Consider the following 19,036-nt stretch of genomic DNA (forward strand, 5'->3'; position numbering starts at 1 on the left):
CATCTCCGCTCTTTAGCGGGGGTGGCTTATTGTATTTTACTCAGGAACACAGAATCTCATTTTGCTTAAATTCCATTTTATACATGACATCAACTGACATATTAATATGATAAACTTGAACTATAACGCTCAAGGAGGACAACGGATATGAGAGCTGACCGGCTCGTTTCTATATTACTGCTGCTGCAGAATCGCGGCAAAATGACCTCCCGTGACCTGGCGCAAACACTTGAAGTCTCTGAGCGGACCATATTCCGGGACATGGAGGCGCTCAGCACAGCTGGCATTCCCGTACTGGCAGAGCGGGGACGAGAAGGCGGCTGGATGCTTACCGAGGGCTATCGCACCTCCCTGACAGGCATGAAGCCTAAAGAGATTGCCTCTCTCCTGCTATCTGCTGACTCTACGATTCTTAGCGACCTTGGCATCGAAGGGGATTTCTCTTCTGCCGCCCGCAAGTTGGAGGCCGTAGTAGCACCGCATTCCAGCAGTTCCACGCTTGATTCGGTTCAACGGATTCATGTCGACGGGGCAAGCTGGCATCCCTCAGATGAGTCATATCCTTTTTTGGCGCTACTGCAGGCGGCCCTTTGGCATGATCGTGTTGTCAAAATAACATACCTGCGCAATAACGAAGCTAGCGAACGACTAATTCATCCCCTCGGGCTCGTAACCAAACGCGGAGTTTGGTATGTCGTTGCAGAAAGCAGAGGTGAGCTACGGACCTACCGGGTGTCCAGACTGCAACATGCAGAGCTCACGAATGACTTTTTCAAGCGTCCGGAAGACTTCGATCTTGGCCAGTATTGGCGGCAATCCACCCAGGCTTTCAAATCTGCCTTGCCAAGTTATCCAGCTACCGTGTTGATAAGGGAAGAAACAATGAAGGACTTCGCGCGGGAGCGATATCTTACTGTAAAAAACACTACCCCGTCCTCCCTCGCCGGATGGTTGGAGGTTGAGGCCGATTTCAACGCCCTGGAGTGGGCCTGCCGGGTACTTTTGTCTTATGGGTCCAGTGTCCTGGTCCTTTCACCGCAAGTACTGCAGGAGCAAGTACGACAAGCACTGATAGATACCACCGCATTATATGAGTCTATCGGACAGAATTTAGTCAAAATTTGTCCCGAATAGCATTTATGTCAGTTCTTACAATAGACCTATCCCCCTTTAATCGCCTATAATATTACAATACACAACATTAAAGGGGGACATATTTCCTATGGACTGGATGTACAAGCTGCCTTTGAAGCAAAGAATTGTCGCCGGATGCTACCTCGTTGCCGCTTTATTCTCCATCCCTGTTTTGGTTACTTTTATTATTCTCGGCAAAATTGTTATCGGCATCATTCTGGTCGTCCTGCTTGCAACCCTGACTTACCCTCTTTCCCGCTTTGTTGAGAGAACGCTTACATCGTCGTTCGATGACATCTCCAACGTAACGCATACGATCTCTAAGGGAGACTTTACGCATAGAGCCGACGAGAATGGCTCCATGGGTGATATCAGCCGCTCCTTTAATACGATGATCGACAAATTGAAGACCATTTTGACCGACGCCTCACAGATCACCCGTCAGGTTATGGATGCAAGCCGCGGCATCGAAGACAAGAATCAGAATCTGAAGATCGTCATGTCCCAGGTGGCGACCTCTTCTAATGAGCTGGCTCAAGGTGCCAACGAAATTTCGAGTGATATTGCCGGTATGATTGATTCTATTAAAGATATTGAGACTAAGGTCTCCAATTACGCACATTCAACCAAAGAAATGAACAAGAAATCTATACATACGCTAGAATTGGTGGAGCAAGGTCGCCAATCGGTGGATACCCAGGCAGAAGGCATGCGTAAGAATATCGAAGCTACACAAAAAGTGGCCGATACCATTGATGCCCTTTCCCATAATGCTCGCGGTATCACCATGATTACGAAAACCATCACCGAAATTGCTGAACAGACCAACCTGTTATCTCTGAACGCTTCCATCGAAGCTGCCCGTGCCGGAGAACATGGCCGTGGATTTGCTGTGGTAGCTCAGGAAGTACGCAAACTGGCAGAGGAATCAACCGCCTCGACCAAAGAGGTCTTCGGCCTCGTACGTAGCATTGAAAGTGACATTAAGGAAGCCATTGCGAACATCACCATCAATGAAGAAGTCGTTCAGGTACAGAATGAAATGATCATTCAAACTGCACAGATTTTCGGGCAAATTGTCCAAAGTGTACAGTACATTACCGAGCAAATCGCCGCCTTCTCTTCGGAAAGCGACCTGATGCTGGACAGTGCTCTGAAGATCTCCTCTGCGATTGAGAATATTTCAGCAATTACCGAGCAGACAGCAGCCAGCACCGAGGAAGTCTCTGCATCGATGAGTGAGCAGATCAATGCCCTCCAATCCGTTGCGGATGAGTCTGAAAAAATGACGTCAGCCGTCTTTCAGCTACAAAAAACGATTCATATTTTTAAATTTTAGAACTTGTCATAAAATTTTTATTTTTGTTCCTTTTAACACAAAACAGCCGTATAAGTTCAAACTTTTACGGCTGTTTTGTAACTTATGAAACGTTTGCATTATATCACTTTCAGACCTTTCTAGAAGTTCGTACCCACAAATAAAATTTATCCTCTCCCCTTTCAAACACCCTACTTTTAACCCACTTCCCTCCTGTGCAGTCCAAAAGAAATTGAGCACTTGGATTCATTGCCTTTCATGAAATACATCATCGTAAATTTAACTCCAACTAATTTCTTCAATTAATATCTAATCTTGTCCATTCAGCTGTTTTCATCTAATTTGCATTTTTACACCAATCCCTTTAATACAATCTTGCTTTTTCTCTGAATGATATGCATATTTCAGGCCTATTTTGTAACCGCATTCCATTTTGCAATGCACCCTTGGATACATTTTAAATTAAAACTAAATTCCTACTTTATTTCATATTTTTCGTCAAATTCCGAGTTCGTTTGTGTAAAATATATTGACAAAGACGAGCTAGGAATATAATGTAAAGGAAAATTATTCTTATAATTAGTTATAACATTTATATGGGCAAAATTCCTGAAAAGGAATGACGCAAAGCCATGGATCTACAGCCTCATTTTTTTGGGGGCCATGACTGCCAGGTTGCAGAGAAAACCAGGAGGATCGACTTAATTTCGCGGTCTGATTGGCGGTTTTTTGCTTCCAACCTGTGCTCCATTAATCGAGCACAGGTTTTGTTGTTTCTTTGTACCTGTTTGTATCGTTCTAAACATTTGGCATTACCAGAACGATAATATATTTATCTTTTACTTAACCCAATTCATTTACTTGAGAGGTGTTTTTTTTGAAGACAGTCGCAGATTATATGGCGGAGGCACTACGTAACCTCGGAGTAACCCATTCATTTGGTATCATTGGTAAATCCATTTGCCCCTTAGTTCTAAAGATGGTGGATTACGGTATTGAGTTTATTCCCGGAAGACATGAATCCAGTTCCGGCTTTGAAGCCGCAGGCTATGCCCTTAAGACTGGCGGACTAGGCGTTGCTTTCGGGACATCCGGTCCCGGAGGAACGAATCTGCTTACTGCAGCGGCCCATGCCAAGGCGAATAACATTCCGGTGTTATTTATTACAGGGCATCAATCTATAAAAGAACTAGGTATTCCGCAATGTCAGGATTCTTCCTCATATCTGGCTGATCTTGCCGATATGTTTAAACCCGCTACCCTGTTCAGTAAGCTTGTAGAACGTGGCGATAACTTAAGCACCATTTTCAATCATGCTATCTCAATTGCTCTGAGCGGTAACCGTGGTCCCGTTCATCTTTGCTTGCCATTCGACGTTCAGACTGAACTTCTGGAAGAATTCCCGGTAGTTTATCCAGAGCGTGAAACGCTCGTTAGCATCTCCAATTATGACCGTGTAATCAACGCTATTAACAATGCTGAGAACCCACTGATTATTGCCGGTAAAGGTGTTAACCGTTCCGGGGCTCACAAAGAGCTGATCGAACTGGCTGAAACATTCAACATCCCTGTCGTGACTTCTCCTGGCGGCAAAGGTGCTATTCCTTGGGATCACCCGCTGTATCACGGTCCTGTCGGTGTCGGCGGATGTACACATGGCGATGACATGCTGAATCGTAGTGATTTGTATATCGTGCTGGGCTCCCGTCTGAGCGATATGACCATCTGTAATCTAAAACGCGAGAATCATCCAGAGACATTAATTCAGTTCGATAGTGACCCAACGTTTGTAGGCAAGATTCTGACCTCCAAAACTATACCGGTCACCGGGGATCTGCGTGATAATCTTGTGTATTATCTTGAACACCTGGATAGAGATTCTGTGACCAAACATAATACTCCAAGCTTTAACTATCGGGAAGAACTGCCTGAGCTTCCAGGCCTGTCCCTGGCTTCAGTTATGAGCGTGATGAGTGACTTTATTCCATACAACAACACTCTATTCGTGGATGATGGAAGCCATGGCTTTAATGCCGTTAAATGGTATAACGTTAAAAAACCGGGCAGTTTTGTATTCGATGCCTATTTTGCCTGCATGGGTAATGCAATTGGCATGGCTATCGGCGCCAAGGTTGCATCACCGGATGAAACGATCTTCTGTGTGACTGGCGATGGATGCTTTATGATGCTGGGTGCAGAGATTAATACAGCAGTATGTAAGGATATCCCGGTTATTTTTATCGTTGTAAACAACATGCAGCTGGATATGGCGCTTAAGGGCATGGAGAAGACCACAGGCCGTATCGACGGAACCCTATTCGAAGTCCCAATGGACGCTGTGAAGTTCGGCGAATCGCTTGGAGCAACCGGATATCGCTGTGAAACTTTGGATCAATTCTCCGCTGCGATCGCAGATGCGGTAGCTTTGAACAAGGTCGCGGTAATCGAACTGTTGACAGACCGTGACGAAGTACCACCTACTGCACACCGTGTAGTGAATCTTTAATCAGGGGGCCAATTTATGAGCGACAATTTGAACAAAAATATCAATAGTGGTCTCAACCACTTTGCTAACTTATCTGGGGAGTATGGTGCCAAAGCTTTGGCACCTATTAAAGACCATTTTCCAGATCTGGCTGAATACATTATGGGCGCCGCCTACGGTGACATTTTCCAGCGCAACACGATCGGTGATGACTGGAAAGAAGTTGCCGTGATCTCCGCCTTGATTGCGATGGGACAATACGAACAACTAGGCGTTCATTATGTTATGGCGCTAAGTGTAGGTGTCACTGAGGAACAGCTTAAAGGTGTTCTGCTTCATTTGGTGCCTGCTCTAGGAGCTCCGCGAGTAATCAGTGCCTTTAACGTGTTGCTCGAAGTTTTAGAAGAAGTGAAGTAACATCTGTATAATTCAAAAATTTACATTTTTCGACTTTCTCATTGTAATTCTATCAATCATATGCTATTAATATAGTTAAATTATCCCAAAAATAAGTATATTATCGATTGCCGAAAATAGGGAATCAAAGTTTTTGGATAAAACTAATTTATAGGAGCGATGAAGGAATGGGTAAATTTATTTTGAAGACAGATTCGGTTAAAAAGATTATCAATGTCGAATTGGATGGCACGTTCTCTGAAGAGGATGGCATCAAATCCATTCAAGCTTATCAGCAAACCATTAACCCGATCACTCCAGCAGACTATGAGCTACACTTTGATTGCAGAAAGCTTAACGTTACCGCTCCTAATGTCGTACCTCTGCTGGAAGGATGCTTCATCATGATCAAGAAGGACGGCTTTGCCAAAGTACTCCTAACCCTTGAGAACAACCCAATTCTTAAAATGCAATTGGCTCGTCTGGGCCGCAAATCTGGTCTGGATAACCTGGAAATCATCTCTACAGTTACTGCATAAGACATAACTTCATATTACAGCCTGTATCTTACCTGCTCATGCAACGATCCATCAGCTCATCACTAATAAGGGGGCAATTCAATGGCCGGCATACGCATCAGAGACATCGCTATTTATCATCCGAGTAACAAAATCGGTAATGATTTCTACATCAAACATTTTGACGATAGAGGAATAGAGATTCGTGGACTTCTGGCGGCATTGGGTCGTGAAACCCGCTACAGTATTGATAATGAGGACGAGAATGCACTGACTATGGGATTTGAGGCGGCCAGCAATGTGCTGGAGCAAGCGGGACTTGCTGGTGAAGATATCGACCTTATCGCCTTCTCCAGTCAAACGCCGGAATACATAATCCCGACTAATTCGGTGATCATGCACCGTTTGATTAATGCGGCTTCGCATACCATCTGCATCGACAGCAATGCAAACTGCACAGGGATGACGGCAGCCTTTGAACAGGTCAGCCGTCAGATGATGGCGAACCCCCGTATCCGCCGTGCGCTGGTAATTGGCTCCGACCATATCCTTCCACATGCCGACCGCAATAACCCGGTATACTATGCCGGATTCGGCGATGCTGCCGCAGCGGTCATCCTGGAGCGTGATGAGAACGCAGTTGGATTAATCGATTCTATCTACCAGACGGATACTTGTGTGTTGTACAACTCTGTCTTCCCTGCTGAAGGTTTAGCCAAATTGGGAACGAAGGGCGTCGCTCCTGGCGAATTTAATGTAGAATTCACTCCCTTTGATGATTCCATTTGTGTAGAAGCGGCTGTCGAATCGATCAAAACATTACTTGCCGATTCAGACATCGCTCCGGAGTCCATCAAAGCAGCCTGCTTCTCGCAGCTGTCTCTTCCTAATATACTCAGTGTTGCGGAGAAAGTCGGAATTGATAGCAGCGTAGCCGTGTATGTCGGGGATGAATTTGGTTATACTTCGACCAGCAGTCCATTTATTGCTCTTCATAAGGCTGTATCTACCGGACAAATCGAACGCGGCGATAAAGTATTATTCTGGACTGTCGGTGGAGGCATGCAGAATATTGCAGTTGTGATCGAATACTAAGCTTACTTATATAAGTGTACAAAAGAAGCATTCCAACAGCAGTTTAGTGCTGAGGAGTGCTTCTTTTTCTATATTCGGCAGGCCTACGCAAAACCGATTCTAGGAGACTTCTCTCCGAGTCTTAGGATTATACTCATTTGTCTGTTAAAGGTGTTGCTGAAGACGATAAGGGGCTGTACAGCTGTGTTTTGTTCCACGATGAACAAGATTAATCGGTTCCATTCAACAAAAAAGCACCTCCGAAGATCAGAGGTGCTGTCAGGCTTTGTTCAGAATTACTGTTTTTCGACAGGTAAGCGCAGTGTAAAGGTCGTTCCTTCACTCAATTTGCTCGCAGCCGAGATGTGACCATGGTGAGATTCGACTATATTCTTAACAATGGCCAGACCCAGTCCCGTCCCCCCGGATTCCCCGCGGACACGAGCTTTGTCAGCCTTGTAGAACCGTTCGAAGATGTACGGGAGATCATCCGGCGGAATGCCTACACCTTCATCGCGAATCTCGATCTCAACATAACGGCGGCTCTCCTGTACGGATTGACCAGCGACAATCAGAATCTTCTTCCCGGCAGGGGTATGGCGGAAAGCATTATCCAGCAGGTTCGTGAGAACTTGCTCCAGCTTATCCTCGTCGGCCGCCTTCAGCAACAGTTCCTCACTTAGCTTCCTGTACTGCAGATCAATGCCACGTTCCTTGGCCCTCACAGAAAACTTGCGGTAGACCCTCTCCAGCAATTCACTCATATCAACCTGGGCTTTTAGCATATCCGTATGCCCGGCTTCCATGCGTGCCAAATCCAGCAGGTCCTTCACCAGCCGGCCCATACGCAGTGATTCGTCATGAATGACCTGAATCAGTTCACTGCTCTCCTCGGGCGAAGAAGCCATCCCATCAAGCAGCGCTTCGCTGTACCCTTGCATCATAGACAACGGAGTGCGAATCTCATGCGATACATTCGCTACGAAGTCACGCCGCATTTTCTCCAGCTTGACCTCCTCAGTCACATCACGCAGTACCGCTACAGCACCCCGAATATGGTTCTCGGAATACAGCGGAGCCATATGTACAGACCAGACACCCTGCCGGACATGCACATTGGAGCGCTGATCGCCCCCTTCCTGCAGTGTGCTCAGAAAGAGCGGACGAAGCGGTAGCGGAACCTCTCCCTTGCTGATGATCTCCTCACCGGGTTCGGGGTCACTTTCCTGCTCCCACTCCAGGTTACGCCAGGTCTCCAGCAGAGATTGTCCATGCGGATTAGTCAGAATAATGTGACCATCAATGTCAAAGGTGACCACTGCATCACTCATACTGCGCAGAACACTGGACAGATGACCCTTCTCATGATTCAGACTGCGAATATTCTCTTCCAGCTCCGCCGCCATGTGGTTGAAGGAGGTCGCGAGCTGTCCGATTTCGTCACTGGTGACTAGGGTCAGCCGGGTTCCGTATTCGCCTTTGCGAATGTTGTTAGCGGCCTCGATCACCTGCTGCATCGGCTGTGTGATCTTAGTGAACAGAAATAAGGCAAAGAACGTCGTCAGAGAAAACCCAATCATGCATGTGTACAAAAATAAGCGCTTGATCGCCCCGGAATTGGCAAAATTACTGTCGATGTAAGGCAACAGGAATAATCCCAGTGTCATCAGTACGACAGCAACCAGACAGATGATCGTGACCCACAGCTTGCCGACAAGGCTTCTCCAGAAGTTCACCTATTTAGGCACCTCAAGTTTGTAGCCTACGCCCCAGACGGTCGTGATCATGCTTGCAGATTCCGGCGATACTTTATTCAGCTTCTCACGAAGACGCTTCACATGCGTGTCTACAGTACGCAAATCTCCGAAAAATTCATAATTCCAGACGTCCTTGAGCAGTTCTTCACGTGAGAACACCTTGTCCGGCGAAATCGCCAGGTAATGCAGCAGTTCGTATTCCTTAGGGGTCAGGCTGACTTCCTGGCCGCCTGCAGTTACACGGTGTGCATCATGTTCGATAATAAGGTGCGGGAATACAATGTTGTTGCTGGAATTGCTCTCCTTAGATAGAAAAGCTGTGGCCGAGGAGCGGCGCATAATCGCCTTCACCCGATAGATGACCTCACGCGGACTGAACGGCTTGACGACATAATCGTCTGCCCCCATCTCGAAGCCCTGCACCCGGTTGATCTCCTCGCCCTTTGCGGTAAGCATTAACACCGGTGTCGATTTAACGCCGCGAAGTCTAGTCAATACTTCAATCCCGTCAATGCCGGGCAGCATTACATCCAGCAGAATCAGCCCGTAATCATTGGCTGTTGCTTTGCGAAGGGCGATTTCGCCGTCCTCCGCCTCATCGATTTCATAGCCTTCTTTTTCGAGATACATCTTAAGCAGGCGGCGGATACGTTCTTCGTCATCCACGACCAGAATTCTGTTCAAATGATCTGCCATTTCACTACAACCCCTTCATCAAATACAGTAGAACGTTACCCTTACTATCGGCTGTTTTGGCAGATTTACTTACCGCTTAATCCGTTCCTGCATAGGAATGAAGTCCGGCAATGACCAGATTAACGCCAATCAGGGTAAACATTACGACCAAAAAGCCGAGTACGGCGAGCCATGCGGACTTGCGTCCCTGCCATCCGCGAGCAAGCCGTAAATGGAGATAGGCGCTATAAAACAGCCAGGTGACAAGAGCCCAGACCTCTTTGGGGTCCCAACCCCAGAATCTTCCCCAAGCCACTTGAGCCCATATCATTGCAAAAATCAAAGCCCCCAGTGTAAAAATCGGGAAGCCTATCGCTATCGCCCGGTAGGTGATCTCATCAAGATCATCAGCGTCGATACCCTCCATTGTGGGATGCAGGGCTGCTCCCAGCGGTTTGCGGACAATTAGCCGAATCAACCCGTAGAGAATTAGCCCGGAAAGGAGCGACCAGATTACGGTATTAAACTTCCGGCCCGCGTTCACGCCATTCATCCAGGAAGGCGCTTCGAACAACGGTTTTTTCATGCCCAGGAAGGGCTGGAAGCTCTCAATTTCGCTATGGTAAGGTGCCACAATCGGCGGCATTTTATAACTCACTCTCTCTATTGTACTATCTTCCTGCCCAGGGCTGTCAATCGTAACGTTCTCGCGGACAAAAATCGATTCGTATCCGGCTCCCCGGAAAGCAAAAACCGACCCCAGAAAGGCTATGATGACAATAATAGAGAACAAAGTAAATTCAACAAGCCGTTGCTGCTTCCGGTCGTTTTTCTCCTTGCTAGTGAAGTTCACAGTACGCAGAAGATACATGAGTCCCGCGGCAAAACCAACAGCAAAGAACGACTCGCCCAGCGCTGCCAGCGTAACGTGGATGTTCAGGTAGATAGATTTCAGCGAGGGGATCAACGGCTGAACCTCCTGCGGGAACACAGCAGCATAAGCCATAATAATAATCGAGATAGGAACTGCGAACAGTCCCAGCAAAATTTTACGATAAATAGCGAACATCACGGTAAACGCGACCATCACCATCATCGACAGGAAGGTCATGAATTCATACATATTGCTAACCGGGATATGACCTGCCCCTGCCCAGCGGGTAAAGAAATAAGCCATGTGGCACAATAGTCCCAGTGAAGAGGCGATAAAAGCAATTCGGCCCCAGCGGGCAGTGTGTTCCTCCGGTTTGCGGCCAGACCACTTCCGGCCCATAATGGCAATCGTGAATAGCATGAACGAACCGCTGTATAAGAAAAAGGCGGCTATAAAAACATCACTGCTGAAATCGAGTAAGCTCATGCTTGACCTCCCCCGTTGTCCAATGATTTTTCATCCACTACCATGTCTACCTTCTCCAGAATGGATACGATCTCACGTCGAAATCCGAACCAGTTCTTGTTCGTATGTCCTCCTAGGATTAGCTCTCCGTTCTGGACGGTGAGCCAGATGCGTCTGTGCTGCCAGTAGAAGCCCAGTACAAGGCCTAACATCACTATACCCGCACCTATCCATACAAAAGGCATGGCCCGGTCCACACGCACATTCAGGTATGCCGTAGATTCGGAAAAATCGACATCCTGCATGCTGCTGACTTCAAGCTCCAGGAAGCGATCTGCCCCGCCCAGCTTGTCATTGATGCCTTCCTGCTGGAATTGCACCTTGTCAACCTGCTTAGGGAAATAGAAATACTGTTGACCATCTGCCGGCAGGCCCGGTCCCTTAATCAGGAAGAGAAAGGCCGGTGCATTGGGATATGGCGTTTTGGACACTGGCTGCCCACTCTCGTTCAGACCAAAGTCCATATACTTCTCTTTCAGGGTAAGCGTATAAGGTCCTGCCTCGAAGCTGCGCTGCGGATTCTTCATCTCCAGCTTGAATTTGCCGTACGCTTCCCCGGTCACCTTATTCTTAAGTTCCGGCTGTACTGAACGCAGGACAGGAGTGAGATCATAATCAAACTGATACGCTTTCAAACCATTGTAGCTCAAAGGAGAGTTGACCTGAATATCATGTGCGGCCACTTCTTTTAGCTGCGGTGTACGCGTCGGATCCCCACAGTCTGCTATACATTCGTACAGGACCGCCTTGGTTTCGTACAGCTTGGGCAGCACTTTTTTGCCCCGGAATTCTTCCGGCATTTCAGCTTCGGAGTAGAATTCTACGGTGAATTTCTCATTTTTAAGATAAAAGGTCGTATCCGGAATTGGCGTGACCTCCCCTTGCGGAAAGGCAAGGTGCTGATCCATATTTAGACCCGGCAACCCTCTGGCAAGTACGGCAAGTAAAAAAATAATCAGGCCGATATGTATGACGTATGGCCCCCAGCGGCTGAAGCGGTGCTTCTCGGCGAGTAGCGCCCCGCCCTCCGTGATGACACGGTAACCACGCTTCTTCAGCGGCTGAGATATCCGGCCGACCCATTCCTCCGGCTCTTCCCCCATTTCCGTGACCAGCACGACCTTTTGCCGGGTCAGGAACTGTCGGTGTTTGCGGATTTTCTGTCTTGTTAGCGCTTTATAAAGTGGAAGCACGCGGTCAAGGCTACAAATCACGAGCGAGGCCCCGATCATTACCAGTAGCAGGACGAACCACCAGGATTCATATGTATGGGATAGTCCGAGCTTATAGTAGATGTGCCCTGCTGTTCCGTATTGCTCCTTGTAATACGTTGAAGCATCGATGTTGAGAAAGGTACTCTCCTGCGGAAAGATGGTTCCCAGCATGGAGCCAAGCAGTGTTAAAACGATCAGATAAATGGCAATTTTGACGGATGAAAAAAAGTTCCAGACGAGGTCGATCACATTCGGATTGGAACGTTGTGAACGGCGGGCTACACCGTCATAACGCATTTCAAGGTTTTCACTGGAATTCCCGGTTTCGTCCAGCGGCTTGCCGCAGGCTTCGCAGAGGACTGTGCCTACCGGATTCTGATGACCGCATTCGCATTTGGTGTTGGTAATTAACGGCGTCCGTCCGCTCATGGGCCCACCAACTTCCCGATTTGTGAATCCAGCGTATCCAGATCAAGCTGACCGATATGAATACTGTCCACCTTGCCCTTTTTATTAATGAAAAAAGTCGTAGGCATCGGCGAAATCCCGTAGCTGCGTACTGCATCCCGCCCCGGGTCCATAACAATCGGAAAATTGATGTTTACCATCTTCACAAAGTTTTCCACAGTCATTTGGTCTTCGCCTACATTTACGCCTACGACAACAACGCCTTGATCCTTCCATTTCTCCCACTGCGCCTGGAGAGCTGGCATTTCCTTCACGCATGGCGCACACCAGGAACCCCAGAAATTCAACACGACAGCCTTACCTTTGTACTCATCCAGCGTATGAGCTTTGCCGTCCAAGCCCAACAGTTCAAAGGCTGGCGCCTTGCTGCCTTCCTTGGGTTTCCCGTCCCCTCCAAATACGGAGGTAGCGATGGCATAGCCGCCAAGCAGGACTACCAGTAATAAAATTACAATCTGAACCGGTTTTCTAGCTTTGCCCACACATGAAGCCCCCTTCTGTGACGCAACTCGTTACTTTAGTTGTTAGGTGTGAACATCCTATGAACATTATAACGAATATTGTCACAACTTTAGGGCGCCAAATTGTGAACTTTATGTGTCCTTGCGTGGTGTTTTTGACTTAAGCAATCCATTTTTGGCAATTTGCTGAAGATGGTTGATTTCATCCTTAGTCAAATGGCGATAAGAGCCACGTTTGAGATTCTGCAGCAAAATATCTCCGAACGAAATCCGTTTCAAACGAATAACGGGATGAGACACAGCCTCGAACATCCGGCGAACCTGACGGTTACGGCCTTCGTGGATCGTGATGCTGATTACCGCTTCCTTGTTGGCTTCATCGATGTCCTTGTACTCCACTTCTGCCGGAGCTGTCATGCCATCCTCAAGCTTGATGCCCGCCTTGAGCTTGTCCAGCGCGCTGCCATGTGGTACACCCTTGACCGTGGCCAGGTACGTCTTGGGAACATGATGCTTGGGATGCGTCAGCAGATTGGCGAATTCGCCATCATTGGTCAGCAGCAGCAATCCTTCCGTATCATAGTCCAGGCGGCCAACAGGATATACCCGCTCGTTGATACCCTTCAAATAATCCGTAACGACCTTGCGGCCTTTAGGATCGGAAGCACTTGTGATTACGCCCTTGGGTTTGTTGAACATAATATAGATTTTATTCTCGCCCCGGATTTCCTTGCCGGAGACCTTGATAATATCTTGGGCGGGGTCCACCTTCGTACCCAGTGTGGTTACGAGTTCCCCGTTAACCTCTACTTTGCCGGCCAAAATCAATTCCTCGCATTTGCGTCTGGATGCAACGCCAGCTTGTGCCAAAACTTTCTGTAATCTTTCCATTTTCGACTAGTCACCTCAGACTAATGATAACCACCCGAGGGATAAATCACAAGTTCATTCCACGGAAAAAATGCACCAGGGCAAGAATTGCTGTGGGGTTCGATAAGAAGTGGGGTCATTCGGTAGCGCGAGGTCAGCTCCAGAATCAGTTTGCCTGTGGCAAACAGCTGGTCCTTTCTGCGCTGTGGCTCCGGCGCACTTTCGGCTGTACTGTAATCTCCCTCCAGACAGAGATGAATATAATTTGGATCGGTGAGCAGCGGGGCGGCATAAATGGACCCGTCTTGCCCAACCCAGAAATCGAAGCCTTTACCGTTAATTGACGAGCAGCGGGAATGGTGTAAAATAAATCCTTTGTACGTCATCAGCAGAATCTCTCCCTCCACACATTGCTGCAATAGCATATGCCCAGGAGAAGAGCTGCGTGACGATCTAGCGGTGAATATCTTGTACTTTGCAAAAGGGGGATTAGTGCGGGGGAGATTACGGGTAGGGGAGATAAGGAGAGATACTGACAGAGAACAAAAGTGATGAATTATTCATTTCATGGGACTCACAGGAACTTATCGAGGACTGACCGAGAACTGACTTGGGAACTGAAGTGACGCGCACAATGTGGAGCTGACACGCAATTTCAGTGAATCAGAAAAACCCAGCTTTCACTTGGTCGCCTGTGCCACTACAGTTGCCATCCCCGCCGTTTTCGTTCATGTAACGTTTCTTTTTCTAAAGTCTACTCAGCGTCAAAATAACGTCATTTTTGTACCTTAAATTCATGATTTTAGAGTGAAAAAGGGAATTAAGTGCATTATTGTACCTTATTTTTCTACATATCACTAAAAAGGTGGTATACCCGAATAATTAACATACAAAAATGCCCTTAATTGATTCCCCCCCTTTCTTGCCATCTAACTAAGGTACAAAAATGCTCTTACTTACATATTCCCGAGGCTGGAAGCAACCCGACGCTGAGCGAGAGAGTCCCTGCCATGTTGTTCAAAGAGTCTTACTGGAGACTCCACCTCTCCTGCCCATCACCATGCTGCTCGTACCTCGCTCGCCTCACCCTTTAGACCAATGCTGCTTGAATACCCCATTATCCGAATAAGAGCAGGCAAATGGCAATGGCAGCCACGAAGCCGACGACATCAGAGAAAAGACCTACCTTGAGCGCGTAGCGGCCGTTCCGGACCCCGACGGCCCCGAAGTAGACGGTCAGCACGTACAGTGTGGTGTCCGTACTCCCCTGAATGGTGGAGGCAATCATGCCGATCAGCGAATCCGGGCCGTGTACACGGATCAGGTCGGTGGTGTAAGCCAGCGACCCGGTCCCGGTCAGCGGCCGCAGGAGACCTAGCGGCAGCACCTCCGACGGTACCCCAAGCCCCTGCATCAGGGGGGCCACGAAGCCCATCAGGTAATCGAGCGCTCCAGAAGCGCGGAATACACTGATGGCAACCATCATCCCGACCAGATGCGGGATGATGCTGATGGCGGTGCTGAATCCGTCTTTGGCACCTTCTACGAAAGACTCATAGACGGGAACTTTGCGCGAGAAGGCGTACAGCGGTATGAACGTGATCAGAACCGGAATCGCCCAGGCCGAGATAAGGCTGATAAAATGCAGCACGACACGTTCACCCTTTCAATGAGGAATGAGGAAGTATTCTACTCCCGCGAATGGACTTATTCGTCCCCTGTGCAGGCGGTTTGGGGGGCTTACGCATTAAGGTCAGCCGCCTGAACATCCGGTCAGCCACGATGGCGGCCAGAGTAGCTACCGCCGTAGCAGCAAGCGTCGTGCCGACGATCCCTGCCGGATCGGTCGATCCATAGTTAAGCCGGATTGCGATCAGTGTCGCCGGGATCAGTGTGATACTGGCCGTATTCAGGGCCAGTAAGGTACACATGGCCGGCGTGGCCGTGTCCTTATCCGGGTTGAGACTTTGCAACTCCTGCATCGCCTTGATGCCCATCGGGGTCGCAGCATTACCAAGACCGAGCAGATTCGCGCTCATGTTGGAGAGAATATAGCCGATGGCCGGATGACCTTTGGGCACATCGGGAAACAGAAAGGCTACGACAGGGCCGAGCACCCTGGCGATTTTTTTCAATAATCCGGCGTCTTCTGCAATCCGCATAATGCCCAGCCAGAACACCAGTACACTGATTAATCCGAAGCTTACGGTAACCCCGTTCTTCGCCCCATCGAATACCGCTGCCGTAAATTCATCCATGCGGCCATTGACCGCCGCAAACAAAAAGCCAATGACGATCATCCCCAGCCAGATTCCGTTAATCATGGATAAGCCCCTCCCTCTCCCACTTTCAGCTTCCCCTATTCGTGATGGACCCGGCCAAACAACGCTCGCAGCGCACTGCCAAGGGCTTGGAACCAAGTATGTGCCGGGTACTCCGCTGCCATAACCGAGTTGAATTTCTTCGTATATGGTGTCTGTTCGGGAGGGATCGTGCCCGGTTGATAGACCGGAATCCGGCCAATCTCTTGGCCGCCCAATTGGAGAACCAATACACCGCGCAGTCCAAAATCTATACTTCGAGCCGTTTTTGGGGACGATGTTGCTGTTGAAGGCTCGTTCAGTATCAGCTTAGTGACCAGTCTTGCCTCTTCCCCCGAGCTGAATGGATACGCAAAATCCTGCCCAGTTACATATTCGTACCCCTTGATCTTTTCTCCGCGCTCAACGACAGTTTTAAGCGGATAACGTTTGAAGCCAAAATCAAGCAGCGCCGCATGATCATTCCAGTCATTCCCATCGTTAAGTGTCACAGCGACGAGCTGCTGTCCCCCCCGAGTAGCGGAGCTGACTAAGCAACGCAGCGCTTTTTTCGTATACCCGGTCTTTACCCCATCCGCCCCTTCGTACAGGCGCAGCATTTTATTTTTGTTGAGCCACTTGTAGTCCCACTTCTCATAAGGATTATCTGCAGTCTTCACTTCAGTCTTAACGATCTGCTTGAAAACAGGATTATGCATCGCGTATGCGGTCAGCCTCGCCAGATCATTGGCACTGGAGTAATGCCCTTCGGCATCCAGTCCATGCGGATTTGCAAAATGGGAGTGCGTAAGCCCCAGCTCCTCCGCCTTGGTGTTCATCAGGTACACAAAGCCTTCCTCTGAACCTCCCACATGCTCAGCAATAGCAGTCGCCGCATCGTTGCCGGAGCGCAGCATCAAGCCGTATAGCATATTTTCCAGCGTCATCTCTTCTCCGTTCTTCAGGAACAATGAAGACCCTTCCTTGGCAAAAGCGTTCTTGCCTACCTTCACCTTATCGCTTAATTTCCCGTTCTCTATGGCCACGATCGCCGTCATGATCTTCGTCAGGCTGGCAATCAGCATCGGCTCGTCGCCGCGGCTGCTATACAGAATACGTCCGGACTCTACATCTATCAGGGCCGCTGCCCTGGCATGTGTGGAAATGGAGCTGTTCTCCGCCTGAAGTGACGGCAGGGGCGCCAGAAGCGCCACAAGGCATACTATTAAAGCAACTGAGCATATACGGTTTATTGTCTTCATGTTTATCCTCCGGCTTCTTAGCGCTTATATAGTACAAGTGTATGCGGACAGGCGGGAAGGTATGTCCTTCAACACGGCTTATCCTTCTTTGAAATCCTCATTGAAGCCCTCTCATCCTGCTTACATCTATCCTTATTCCAAAAAAAGGGACACCGCCGATAAGGCGATCTCCCTGATTCAGCCAAGCTTGATGTGCAATCTTACAGTAGATGTGATATTTAATGGGTCGATGGCGTAGTGTCGCTCTTGGTTACAGTTTTTTCAGTTGTCGTTGTAGCGACGGAGGCGTTGTACTGGAACATGGATTGGATTTTATCGATCAGCCCCGGGGTCGCATCGATGAGCTTCTCGAACAGATGGGTTTGATTATCCAGCGGAACAATATGCACACCGCCCTTACCTACAACGAGAAAAGCAATCGGCCGGATGGATACCCCGCCACCGCTACCGCCACCAAAAGGCAACAGCTTGACTCCCGCTTGCGATCCAGTGACACTGCCTGATGAGCCGTCGTCCTCGACACGGTAATCACTACCACCTGCAGCAAAGCCAAACGCGACCTTACTGATGGGCAAAATCACGCTACCGTCCGGTGTTTCTACTGCATCACCTACAATCGTATTGACATCAACCATGCCTTTGATATTTTCCATAGCAGTCTGCATTAGACCTTGAATGGGATGATCACTCATATTCTTGTCCTCCTTTGGCTTCTGGGAAAAGTCATTATTCTACAGCGATATCATCCCCATCATCGCCCGTTTGTATGTAAGCCGGTATCGTTCAGGAAGAATGATGCCCTTTAGCTGCACGTGATTTGCTAAGCAATGCTTTCCACTGCCGCAGACCGCCTGTTTCCTTGGAGATTCGGCGCAGTAGTCCTACCCCGGCATAAAGCATATAAGCGATAGACACTTTTCCTGTACAGACCAGTTCTGAAGAAAAGCTAAAGTTATCCTCGAAGACGGGTTTTACAAAAAGCCGCGGTCCTTGCTCCATCCTCATCCACTGCGACAGCCAGCCGGCTAAGCTCCATTTCAAGCCCCATAACGCGCCCGCAGTGGTAGCTGTCAATGCCGCATCTTCCAGCGAGAAATCTGTGGACCAGTCTAATTTGGTTATATGAACATGGGAGGCTGTTTTCTTGAACCATTTTTTAAAGTAGCGGGTCGCTTTCAGCACCTTCTTGATCGAGTCCAGCCAGTTATCAACAGTCTCCTTATCAATATCCCCTTCTTTGTCCTGCTCACTTCTGACGGGCGCAATACCGCTCTGTTCCAGCTTTACCCGTACCCCCCGCTCAATCCCCGCATAGATCACCTTGGGAAGCTCATAATGATACTTTAAAAGTCCAAATAGAGTCGTCACGTCGAGCTCAACTCTGTCGTCCTTGCCCACCCTGCACAGCCGGAAATGAAAATGGAGGGAGGAGGACAGGATCAGTACAATCACAAGAAGCAACAAGACAAGGGGAACTACGATCCATAATGTCACGAATTAACCTCCAGGCATCCTTAATCATGGGAACTATTGGTTTAGTATGGGAAGGAAGGTTGGAAAAAATTCGGTGCAGCCCAAAAATATCATCCGTTCCGGCTAAGCACAGCAAAAAGCACGGTTCATTCCAGCCCCGAAGGATGAATAAACCGTGCGTCACGGGAAAACAAAACGTCCAAACCGGAAGCTTACCCAGTCTCGGAACTTG

18 protein-coding genes and 1 riboswitch are annotated in these 19,036 nt (G+C 48.6%); of the genes, 6 read left to right on the top strand and 12 right to left on the bottom strand.

What is annotated here, in order from left to right; genetic code table 11:
• The first annotated feature begins 147 nt into the window (after positions 1-147).
• From ACFRAM_RS08760 to ACFRAM_RS08785, 6 genes are all read left to right on the top strand, one after another.
• Positions 148-1,134, top strand: coding sequence for a helix-turn-helix transcriptional regulator (locus ACFRAM_RS08760; protein WP_379465572.1), 987 nt, complete (start codon positions 148-150; stop codon positions 1,132-1,134).
• A gap of 88 nt (positions 1,135-1,222) precedes the next feature.
• Positions 1,223-2,473: a methyl-accepting chemotaxis protein gene (locus tag ACFRAM_RS08765; protein ID WP_379465573.1), complete on the top strand. Its 1,251-nt coding sequence runs from the start codon at positions 1,223-1,225 to the stop codon at positions 2,471-2,473.
• 568 nt (positions 2,474-3,041) lie between these two features.
• Positions 3,042-3,135: riboswitch (cyclic di-GMP riboswitch) on the top strand.
• Between the two features lie 185 nt (positions 3,136-3,320).
• Complete coding sequence (locus ACFRAM_RS08770) at positions 3,321-4,958, top strand: thiamine pyrophosphate-binding protein (RefSeq protein WP_379465574.1); 1,638 nt, start codon at positions 3,321-3,323, stop codon at positions 4,956-4,958.
• A gap of 15 nt (positions 4,959-4,973) precedes the next feature.
• Positions 4,974-5,354, top strand: a complete 381-nt coding sequence (locus tag ACFRAM_RS08775; RefSeq protein ID WP_066363379.1) for a carboxymuconolactone decarboxylase family protein — start codon at positions 4,974-4,976, stop codon at positions 5,352-5,354.
• Between the two features lie 167 nt (positions 5,355-5,521).
• Positions 5,522-5,872, top strand: a complete 351-nt coding sequence (locus ACFRAM_RS08780) for a hypothetical protein (protein ID WP_379465575.1) — start codon at positions 5,522-5,524, stop codon at positions 5,870-5,872.
• An 81-nt stretch (positions 5,873-5,953) separates the two neighbouring features.
• Positions 5,954-6,946: a 3-oxoacyl-[acyl-carrier-protein] synthase III C-terminal domain-containing protein gene (locus ACFRAM_RS08785; RefSeq protein ID WP_379465576.1), complete on the top strand. Its 993-nt coding sequence runs from the start codon at positions 5,954-5,956 to the stop codon at positions 6,944-6,946.
• A 275-nt stretch (positions 6,947-7,221) separates the two neighbouring features.
• Here the strand turns inward: ACFRAM_RS08785 and ACFRAM_RS08790 are convergent, their stop codons facing one another.
• From ACFRAM_RS08790 to ACFRAM_RS08845, 12 genes are all read right to left on the bottom strand, one after another.
• Entirely contained in the window at positions 7,222-8,661 is a 1,440-nt protein-coding gene (locus ACFRAM_RS08790; RefSeq protein WP_379465577.1) for a HAMP domain-containing sensor histidine kinase, read from the bottom strand.
• Positions 8,662-9,378 carry a response regulator transcription factor gene (locus ACFRAM_RS08795; protein ID WP_066363404.1) on the bottom strand — a complete coding sequence of 239 codons (717 nt, stop codon included), beginning with the start codon at positions 9,376-9,378 and terminating at the stop codon, positions 8,662-8,664.
• Positions 9,379-9,454: 76 nt separating this feature from the next.
• Positions 9,455-10,717, bottom strand: coding sequence for a cytochrome c biogenesis protein CcsA (ccsA, locus tag ACFRAM_RS08800; protein ID WP_379465578.1), 1,263 nt, complete (start codon positions 10,715-10,717; stop codon positions 9,455-9,457).
• Positions 10,714-12,399, bottom strand: a complete 1,686-nt coding sequence (gene resB, locus ACFRAM_RS08805) for a cytochrome c biogenesis protein ResB (RefSeq protein ID WP_379465579.1) — start codon at positions 12,397-12,399, stop codon at positions 10,714-10,716. Before resB ends, ccsA begins: the two co-directional genes overlap by 4 nt.
• On the bottom strand, positions 12,396-12,920 hold the full coding sequence (resA, locus tag ACFRAM_RS08810; RefSeq protein ID WP_175373730.1) for a thiol-disulfide oxidoreductase ResA: 525 nt from the start codon (positions 12,918-12,920) through the stop codon (positions 12,396-12,398). Before resA ends, resB begins: the two co-directional genes overlap by 4 nt.
• Before the next feature lie 111 nt (positions 12,921-13,031).
• Complete coding sequence (locus ACFRAM_RS08815) at positions 13,032-13,790, bottom strand: pseudouridine synthase (RefSeq protein ID WP_175373731.1); 759 nt, start codon at positions 13,788-13,790, stop codon at positions 13,032-13,034.
• A gap of 20 nt (positions 13,791-13,810) precedes the next feature.
• The gene (locus ACFRAM_RS08820; protein WP_379465580.1) at positions 13,811-14,155 is read right to left on the bottom strand and encodes an N-acetylmuramoyl-L-alanine amidase; all 345 of its coding nucleotides are present in this window, start codon (positions 14,153-14,155) and stop codon (positions 13,811-13,813) included.
• 731 nt (positions 14,156-14,886) lie between these two features.
• On the bottom strand, positions 14,887-15,420 hold the full coding sequence (locus ACFRAM_RS08825; RefSeq protein WP_379465581.1) for a spore maturation protein: 534 nt from the start codon (positions 15,418-15,420) through the stop codon (positions 14,887-14,889).
• A gap of 7 nt (positions 15,421-15,427) precedes the next feature.
• A complete protein-coding gene (locus ACFRAM_RS08830) occupies positions 15,428-16,093 on the bottom strand; it encodes a nucleoside recognition domain-containing protein (RefSeq protein WP_379465582.1) in 666 nt (221 codons plus the stop codon).
• A gap of 35 nt (positions 16,094-16,128) precedes the next feature.
• Positions 16,129-17,331 carry a D-alanyl-D-alanine carboxypeptidase family protein gene (locus ACFRAM_RS08835; RefSeq protein ID WP_379465583.1) on the bottom strand — a complete coding sequence of 401 codons (1,203 nt, stop codon included), beginning with the start codon at positions 17,329-17,331 and terminating at the stop codon, positions 16,129-16,131.
• A gap of 218 nt (positions 17,332-17,549) precedes the next feature.
• On the bottom strand, positions 17,550-18,023 hold the full coding sequence (gene ytfJ, locus ACFRAM_RS08840; protein WP_175373735.1) for a GerW family sporulation protein: 474 nt from the start codon (positions 18,021-18,023) through the stop codon (positions 17,550-17,552).
• 91 nt (positions 18,024-18,114) lie between these two features.
• Positions 18,115-18,825 carry a DUF2953 domain-containing protein gene (locus ACFRAM_RS08845; protein WP_379465584.1) on the bottom strand — a complete coding sequence of 237 codons (711 nt, stop codon included), beginning with the start codon at positions 18,823-18,825 and terminating at the stop codon, positions 18,115-18,117.
• Positions 18,826-19,036: the final 211 nt, after the last annotated feature.

The organism is Paenibacillus sp. NPDC056722, from assembly GCF_042790635.1.
Classification (GTDB): Bacteria; Bacillota; Bacilli; order Paenibacillales; family Paenibacillaceae; genus Paenibacillus_AQ; species Paenibacillus_AQ agri.